The following is an 8,048-nucleotide window of genomic DNA, read 5'->3' on the forward strand; positions in this document are numbered from 1 at the left end:
AACAGGAATAACCGGAGCAACGGGAGTAACTGGAGTGACAGGCGTAACTGGGGCAACAGGAATAACCGGAGCTACTGGAGAAACTGGTTCAGGAATATCAACTTATGGATATGTATATAATTTATCAACACTCGGAGCAGCTACTATTTTAGGTGGTTCAAATGTTCCTTTTAGTAATAATGGACCTTTATTAGGAATAACTCATGCAGCAGGTTCAACAGATATAGCAATTCCCACCTCTGGAAGATATAAAATAACTTATAATATGTTTATTACAGCGGGAGTAGGTGCAGCAATTGCAATTGCAGTAAATGGAACAATAAGGCCAGCAACTAATATTTTAGCACTAATAGCTACTGGAGAGATAAGTGGAACAGTTATATTAACTTTAACGGCAGGAGATGTATTAACATTGCGTAATAACTCATCGGTTGCATTGACTTTAGTATTAACACCAGCAGTAGGTGCACAATTTAATATTATTAAATTAAGTAATTAAGATTAATAATATAACAAAAATCAAAGAGATATGTGGTTATATTTTCAATATCCATATATCTCTTTATTATACTATTTATTAAATATATTTAATAATGATAAGGAATTAACTCTTTTTAGGATTAATTTTTTATCTGTTGTATATAAATTTAATTTTTTCATCCTTTCAAAATATTCTCCACCAGAAAATGTATGTCTAAGACTTTTACCATTTTCCATATTTAAAGTTTCATTTGCAAAAGCAATTATATCACCTATTGATAGCTCTCTAGGTAAAATTAATAGTGGTTCATTTAAAGTATATTTTACAGCATTATATCCTGCTAATGCTCCTGTTACCATAGCTTCAGTATGCCCTACAAAAAATCCGGATTTCTCACCAGCACAAAACATATTATTTAATCCTAATATCCTCATAGTATTATCTCTAGGACTAGATGATAGATATCTAATTGAATTAGAAATTCCTCCAGATAAAGGGTCTATATATCTTGCATTTTCAAGACCAGGTATTTTTCTAAGCTTATCCAAAGGATAATAAGAAGTCATAAGTTTAATATGTCCTGTATCTAATAAAATAACATTTTCAGCAAAATCTTTTAATGCATATTGCTGACATACTTTTTGACTAAGCTTATCTAAATTTATATCTTCTTTAGGAACAGGTAAGATAGCAACTCCATATTTATCTAAAAGGTTTAGAATATCTTCAGATAAAGATTCACGTGGCAGTTCACATGAACCGCTCATTGCTCCAGGAGTACCGTTAGATCTTTCACCGATAATATCTTCTACACCAGCTTTAGCACTTAAACTTTCTCTACCACCAAAGGTTGGACACCTAAGAACACACATAGAACAACCATTTCCATATCTATTACAATTCAACATAGGGCCTGTTGAACCTGTAGTTTCTATAAATGCATCTGCTTCTATAAATGAATTATCAGCTAATTTTATTTTTTTTACATATTTATTATCTAAAGTAACATTGATGGCTCTACTTTTAAAGTGAATATTAATCCCTAAAGATAAGATATATCTTCTAATTTCAGGTTCAGCTTTACCTATATCAGTTAAGTTAGCATGTTTATGACCAGAAAAATCTATATTTGTATGGAGAGCTAGAGAATCCATTATATCAATTAATTCACCAGCACCTAGAAAAGATAATTCTTCAGCAGCTGTAAATCTTCCGTTATTTCTCATTATTCCGCCTACATTTCCAACTCCTAAAAGCATATCGGTTCTTTCTAAAATATCAACTTCAGCCCCCATTTTTCTTGCCTGTATAGCGGCTTGACAACCAGCAAAACCACCACCTATTATAATAATCTTCATTGTTTATACCTCAAATATTAGTATTTATAATAAACTATTCTAACTATATAAAAATGGGTACTATAAATATAGTTAATATTAAAAAATACAAAGAGCTACTTTACAGTAGCTCTTTGTATTTTTAATACTAATTTATTACTGGAAGTATGTTATAAATAGGTTCTTCATATGGATGAAGATTTTTTATAACATTAATAACTTCAAAAGCTAAATCTTTATCGCATCTAAACTCTATTTTAGCTTCTTTTTCAATAGATAAGTTATTTTCTTTACCAAGAAAAGGATTAGCGCCATTTAAAGGTTTAAAATAACCAGAAACTTCACTTACTGACATGCAATTATCATAATTTCCAATAGTTAAAGCTCCTGTTCTGTTTATAGCTTCTCTTAATTTATTTACATAATCAAAAGGAACATATATTTCAAACTTAACTTTAGTATAATTCATATAATTAGTAGCCCCCCTAATAATAGCTATAATTAAATAATAACTTATTAATTAGAAATAGTAAACGAGATAAATGTCTATTAGGAATAAAAGTTAAATTTAAAAAGTCTCATAAAATGCCTAAAAAAACTAATAAATTATTATAAATAATAAAAGTTGTATTAAAAAATAGTAGATAATTAAAGAAAATATTAGAAAAATATGAAAAATAACATATCATATATCTTTTAAAAAGATATGGCATACTATATTAGTGAAGATATAAAATATTTGAAATGAGGGGTTTGAATGGGAGTAATATTAACGATTATTGGAATAATATTAACTTTAGTTACTGTTATTAATTTAATTAGAGTTATGTTGTTAAATAGAAAATCGATAATCAAGAAAGCTAAGGTGATAGGTTTTGAGAGTTATACCTATTTAATGCCAGGAGCTGAATATAACACAATTTATAATGCAAGTTTATATCCAATATTAGAAATACAAGAAGGAGATAGAAAGGTAAGAGTAACACTTTCATATATAAGTGATAAGATTAACTTAGAAAGAGGAGATGAAATTGAGGTAGTCTATCCAAGAGATAAGGTAGAGAAACTTAGAGTGTATGAGAGTGAGAATGTTTACAATTTTTATTATCTAACAATTTTTATAGGAATATTAATAACATTATTATCAATTACAATTATTTAGGTGTAAGGAGCTAAAAATAAGCTCCTTTATTTTTAATAATCAAAATTTGCAATTAAATTATATAAATAATATATATAGAAATTTAAGGAAGTTTTATATGATACTTGATATTAAAGAAATAATAGTAAGATTGATTTTAGCAGTTATTATTGGAGGAGTAATAGGCTATGAAAGAGAGGTCAAAAATAGAGCAGCAGGTTTTAGAACACATATATTGGTTTGCCTTGGAGCGACAATAGTTTCTTTATTACAGATAGACATTGGAAATAAGGCTATAGAAATTATAGAGAAAAATCAAAATTTGAGTGAAGTAATAAAGATTGATTATGGAAGACTTGGATCGCAAGTAATAACAGGTGTTGGGTTTATAGGTGCTGGTACTATAATGCATAATAAAGGAAATATAAAAGGATTAACTACAGCTGCAACCTTGTGGATAGTTTCTTGTCTAGGACTGAGTATAGGTATGGGGGAGTATTATATTAGTATTTTTGGAGCAATAATAATTGTGATAATATTAGTATTTTTAAAGAGGATAGAAAATAAGTTCATATCAAAAAATATAATACAAAAACTAGGTATAAGATATTACAATGAAGAAAACTTAAAATTAGAAATACAAAAATACTTAGAAAACAAGAATCTAAAAATTAAACTTGTAGAATATTTATTAGAAAAAGAAGAAGGTATAGTTAAAGAAGTTTATGCAGTATATACAATAATAAAACCAGGATATATTAATCTTGAGAAGGTTTTAATAGAATTGCAAAATAATAAAAAGATAATATCAATTGATATAATATAATGATATTTTAATAAAGTTTTGCTAATCAAAATATTTTATATATAAATATTAATTATACAATTGAATTTTAGTTTATATTAGATTATTATTTAAGTAATGAACTATAGAAAAGGATGGGATATAATCATTATGGAAAGACATAGAAATGTAGTAAATGAATTACTTGTAAAGATATTTAACGAAATACTACAAATCGAGGAAAAAACCTTACGAAGTGGACATTTTTCAGATTTATCAGTAAGAGAGATGCATACTATTGAAACAATAGGAAGAAAAGATCAAAGAATGATGAGTGAAGTTGCACAAGATTTAGGTATAACGGTTGGAACATTAACTACATCAATAAATAGATTGATAAAAAAAGGTTACGTAGATAGAAAGAGAATAGAAGAAGATAGAAGAGTAGTTTTAGTTGAATTAACCAAAAAGGGGAAGGTTGCTCATAGATTGCATGACAGATTTCATAATGAAATGGTAAAAACTATGATGGATGGACTTTCAGAAGATGAAAAAGAAGTTTTAATAAATTCTTTAGAAAAGCTAAACATTTATTTTAAAGATAAGTGTGAAAATATAAAATGATATTCTTACTTAGATAACTTCGTAAGTTAATTGTACTATATGTAAAATAATATTTGTGTTATTATTAGTATGTAATAATTGAAGTATGGGAGGATATCATGGTAAACAATAGTTTAGAGGTTGCTAAATATGCAACAAGAATGGCCATTTCATCAAGAGAAGAAGAAGATGAATTAAAAATAGAGTTTAAGAAAAAAGGAATACTTGTTACAGCTGTAAATATAGGTGGAAATATAAATGATTCAACTTCTAAAATATTAGAAAGAGCTTTAGTTGCTGCAAAAAGAAATGGAGTAATTAGAGAAGAACATCTACATGAAGGTGGAGTCATAGGTGCAACTAGGGATGCACTTATGCAGGTATGGAGTAAAGCGAGTGGACAAAATGTTGGGGGAAAAGTAGGAATTGCAAGAAAGGGGCAGCACTTAAGTATATGTATATTTCTAAGTGTTGGACTTTTGCATTTAGATGAAGTTGTAATTGGAATAGGGCATAGAGCTGTACCTGAATAAATAAAATAAGCAAGGTTAAGATGTTAATAAAAGTAGCATCTTAGCCTTTTTTTATAAAATATTATTTACAAAAAAATGCAAATGTGATATCATATGATAAATATTAAATTATTAATAAAATCTCGATATTAATAAAATAATTATATTATTTTACTTCAAAATAATATAATTTAATAATATTATACTGTATAAAGTAGATAATTAGAAAATGGAAAATTAAAAGGTAGAATTGTAGGAATCGAGATTTTATAAAAATTAGGAGGATAGATAAGATGGTAGGGAAAAAGAAAATATCATTAATTTTGATTAGCTTACTTACAGTAAGCAATTTATTAGGTTGTGAAAAAACAAAAGATTCAGCTTCAGTAAATGAGGAAACAAAGATAAGAATAGGAGTTAATCAATTAGTGCAACACCCCGCATTAGATTCTGCAAGAGAAGGATTTATAGAAGGGCTTAAAGAAAAGGGATATGAAGATAATAAAAATATATCAATAGATTATCAAAATGCACAAGGAGATACTGCTACCTCTCAAACAATAGCTCAAAAGTTTGTAGCAGATAAAAAAGATTTGATTTTAGCAATAGCTACACCAGCAGCTCAAGCGGTTTATAATGCAACTAAAGACATTCCAACTGTATTTACTGCTGTCACAGATCCAATTGCAGCAGAGATAGCTAAAGATTGGAGGAGTTCAGGAACTAATTTGACAGGAGTGTCTGATATGGTACCTGTAGACAAGCAATTAGAATTACTGCTTAAGCTTAAACCTGATGTGAAAACTATAGGAGTTATCTATAATACATCAGAAGCAAATTCAGAGGTTCAAGTAGAAGCATTAAAGAAAGAAGCTGAAAAGGTAAATTTGAAAGTTAAAGAAATTGGTATAACAAATGTTAATGAAATAAATCAAAATTTGACATCAGCAATAAAAGATATAGATGCATTGTACACTCCAACTGATAATACTGTAGCTTCAGCTTATGATTTAGTTGGACAAATAGCTATTAAAAATAATATTCCTATTTTAGGTGCGGATGAAGCGGTTGTATCAAAGGGTGGACTGTGTTCAATAGGGATAGATTATTTTAAGCTTGGTAAAGAAACAGCTTATAAGGCAGTTGAAATATTGGAAGGTAAAAAACCAAATGAAATTGAAATAACAACTTTAAGTGATATGAATATAACAATAAATACCGATGTAGCAACAAAATTAAATATAGAAATACCGAGTGATTTAGATGAAAAATCTAATAAGGTTACTGGAGGGGTTAATTAGTGAACTTAGCTTTAAATGTACTAGAACAAGGTTTTTTATTTGGAATAGTTGCTATTGGTGTTTATATAACTTATAAAATATTAGATTTCCCAGATCTTTCTGTAGATGGAACTTATCCTTTGGGTGCAGCTATTTGTGCGGCACTTTTGGTTAAAGACTTCAACCCTTGGATAGCTGTTTTAATAGCAACTATAGGTGGAGCAATGGCTGGATTTATAACAGCCCTTTTAAATGTAAAATTAAAAATTACTAATTTAATGTCTGGAATATTAGTTATGATAGGATTATACTCTATAAATCTTATGATAATGGGGAAATCCAATATACCATTATTTAATACTAAGAGTGTTTTTAGTAATGACATATCTAAGATATTTATAATTACCATTATTCTTTTAATAATAAAGGTGGTATTTGATCTGTTTCTAAAAACAAAATTAGGAAGTTTACTAGTTGCGGTAGGCGATAACGAACAAGTAGTGACTTCACTTGGAGTAAATAAAAATTCTATAAAAACCCTTGGACTTATGATAAGTAATGGACTTGTGGCATTATCAGGAGCACTAACTGCTCAATATCAAGGTTTTGCAGAAGTGAGCATGGGGACTGGAATAGTAGTTATGGGATTAGCTGCTGTTATAATAGGAAGTTCGATATTTAAAAAAATTAATTTTATAAAAGCAACAACTTTATCTATTTTAGGTTCTGTAATATATAAATTAGCTATTGCTCTTGTATTAAACTTTGGGTTGAATCCTAATTATTTAAAGCTTATGACTGCAATAATAGTTATTATAGCTTTAAGCTTAAATTCTAAAGTTATAAAGTTAAAAAAGAAGAATAGAAGCTATTCGATAGAAGAGATTTCAGATAGAAAAGGTGGTGATTTAGATGCTAAGGATTCAGGAGCTTTACAAAGTTTTCAATGAAAATACAATAAATGAAAATAAAGTTTTTTCAAAATTTTCTTTAGATGTTAAGAAGGGAGATTTTATAAGTATAATAGGATCGAATGGAGCAGGTAAATCAACGCTATTAAATATAATATCAGGAAATATAGAGTGTGATGAAGGCGTTATATTATTAGATAAAGAAGATGTTTCGAGTAAAGATGAATATAAGAGATCAAAGCAAATTGGAAGAGTTTTTCAAGATCCATCTCTTGGTGTAGCACCAAATATGACAATATTAGAAAACTTATCATTAGCAGATAATAAAGGAAAAACTTATGGATTATCTTTTGGAATAAATAAAAAGCGAATTGAATATTATAAAAGTATTCTTAAAGAATTAGATTTAGGTCTAGAAGATAAACTATATAATAAAGTGAATTTATTATCAGGAGGACAAAGACAAGCTTTAACACTTTTAATGGCTATCTTATCAGGACCAAAGCTGTTACTTTTAGATGAACATACTGCAGCGTTAGATCCAAAAACCTCTTTAATGATAATGAAAATAACTGAGAAGTTGGTAAAAGAAACGGGAATAACTACTTTAATGGTAACTCATAATTTAAAACAAGCAATAAAAAGTGGGAATAGATTAATTATGATGCATAGAGGAGAAATATTAATAGATGTTAAAGATAAGGAGAAAGAAAAGCTAACCTCTTCAAAGTTAATGGAGTTGTTCAAAGAGGCTAATATAAATGACGATTTAAGTGATAGAACATTATTATCATAATAAAAAAATAAAAGGTTGTAATTTTAATTTATAACCTTTTATTTTTTTTGTTAATTTAAGTATGAATATTTAAATTGATTTTTAGGAAAAATAATAGTAAAAATATATACTTTAGTTAGTGAATTTTAGAATTAAAATAAAAAAATAAATACTTTAATATAAAAAAGATTTTGAAGGAATTACATTGTTATATATATAACAAT

The 8,048-nt window shown here is 27.7% G+C and carries 9 protein-coding genes and 1 pseudogene; 8 read left to right on the forward strand and 2 right to left on the reverse strand.

The genetic code is table 11. The features are described from left to right. A pseudogene (locus tag AAT22_RS05850) lies at window positions 1–499 on the forward strand (collagen-like protein); the annotation flags it as partial. A 71-nt stretch (window positions 500–570) separates the two neighbouring features. Here the strand turns inward: AAT22_RS05850 and AAT22_RS05855 are convergent. Both AAT22_RS05855 and AAT22_RS05860 read right to left on the reverse strand, forming a co-directional pair. After that, window positions 571–1,839 carry an FAD-dependent oxidoreductase gene (locus AAT22_RS05855; RefSeq protein ID WP_016206478.1) on the reverse strand — a complete coding sequence of 423 codons (1,269 nt, stop codon included), beginning with the start codon at window positions 1,837–1,839 and terminating at the stop codon, window positions 571–573. Between the two features lie 127 nt (window positions 1,840–1,966). Then, entirely contained in the window at window positions 1,967–2,287 is a 321-nt protein-coding gene (locus tag AAT22_RS05860; RefSeq protein ID WP_016206477.1) for a hypothetical protein, read from the reverse strand. A 288-nt stretch (window positions 2,288–2,575) separates the two neighbouring features. Between AAT22_RS05860 and AAT22_RS05865 the strand changes: the two genes are divergently transcribed. The 7 genes from AAT22_RS05865 (at window position 2,576) to AAT22_RS05895 (ending at window position 7,845) form a co-directional block, all read left to right on the forward strand. Next, entirely contained in the window at window positions 2,576–2,980 is a 405-nt protein-coding gene (locus tag AAT22_RS05865; RefSeq protein WP_047000569.1) for a hypothetical protein, read from the forward strand. A gap of 97 nt (window positions 2,981–3,077) precedes the next feature. Further along, window positions 3,078–3,785 carry an MgtC/SapB family protein gene (locus AAT22_RS05870; RefSeq protein ID WP_047000570.1) on the forward strand — a complete coding sequence of 236 codons (708 nt, stop codon included), beginning with the start codon at window positions 3,078–3,080 and terminating at the stop codon, window positions 3,783–3,785. A 129-nt stretch (window positions 3,786–3,914) separates the two neighbouring features. Next, entirely contained in the window at window positions 3,915–4,367 is a 453-nt protein-coding gene (locus tag AAT22_RS05875; RefSeq protein WP_016206474.1) for a MarR family transcriptional regulator, read from the forward strand. Between the two features lie 98 nt (window positions 4,368–4,465). Then, window positions 4,466–4,879: a HutP family protein gene (locus AAT22_RS05880; RefSeq protein ID WP_016206473.1), complete on the forward strand. Its 414-nt coding sequence runs from the start codon at window positions 4,466–4,468 to the stop codon at window positions 4,877–4,879. A gap of 272 nt (window positions 4,880–5,151) precedes the next feature. Then, window positions 5,152–6,159: an ABC transporter substrate-binding protein gene (locus tag AAT22_RS05885; RefSeq protein WP_047000571.1), complete on the forward strand. Its 1,008-nt coding sequence runs from the start codon at window positions 5,152–5,154 to the stop codon at window positions 6,157–6,159. Next, the gene (locus AAT22_RS05890; protein WP_016206471.1) at window positions 6,159–7,088 is read left to right on the forward strand and encodes an ABC transporter; all 930 of its coding nucleotides are present in this window, start codon (window positions 6,159–6,161) and stop codon (window positions 7,086–7,088) included. The genes AAT22_RS05885 and AAT22_RS05890 overlap by 1 nt, the downstream gene beginning before the upstream one ends. Beyond that, window positions 7,051–7,845, forward strand: a complete 795-nt coding sequence (locus tag AAT22_RS05895) for an ATP-binding cassette domain-containing protein (RefSeq protein ID WP_016206470.1) — start codon at window positions 7,051–7,053, stop codon at window positions 7,843–7,845. The genes AAT22_RS05890 and AAT22_RS05895 overlap by 38 nt, the downstream gene beginning before the upstream one ends. The last annotated feature ends 203 nt before the right edge of the window (window positions 7,846–8,048 follow it).

It is taken from the genome of Clostridium sp. C8 (assembly GCF_001010885.1).
GTDB classification, from domain to species: domain Bacteria; phylum Bacillota; class Clostridia; order Clostridiales; family Clostridiaceae; genus Clostridium; species Clostridium sartagoforme.

Excerpts from the sequence above, each read along its gene's own strand:
- AAT22_RS05855 (WP_016206478.1), bottom strand. The coding sequence starts at position 1,839 with ATGAAGATTATTATAATAGGTGGTGGTTTTGCTGGTTGTCAAGCCGCT.
- AAT22_RS05860 (WP_016206477.1), bottom strand. The coding sequence starts at position 2,287 with ATGAATTATACTAAAGTTAAGTTTGAAATATATGTTCCTTTTGATTAT.
- AAT22_RS05865 (WP_047000569.1), top strand. The coding sequence starts at position 2,576 with ATGGGAGTAATATTAACGATTATTGGAATAATATTAACTTTAGTTACT.
- AAT22_RS05870 (WP_047000570.1), top strand. The coding sequence starts at position 3,078 with ATGATACTTGATATTAAAGAAATAATAGTAAGATTGATTTTAGCAGTT.
- AAT22_RS05875 (WP_016206474.1), top strand. The coding sequence starts at position 3,915 with ATGGAAAGACATAGAAATGTAGTAAATGAATTACTTGTAAAGATATTT.
- AAT22_RS05880 (WP_016206473.1), top strand. The coding sequence starts at position 4,466 with ATGGTAAACAATAGTTTAGAGGTTGCTAAATATGCAACAAGAATGGCC.
- AAT22_RS05885 (WP_047000571.1), top strand. The coding sequence starts at position 5,152 with ATGGTAGGGAAAAAGAAAATATCATTAATTTTGATTAGCTTACTTACA.
- AAT22_RS05895 (WP_016206470.1), top strand. The coding sequence starts at position 7,051 with ATGCTAAGGATTCAGGAGCTTTACAAAGTTTTCAATGAAAATACAATA.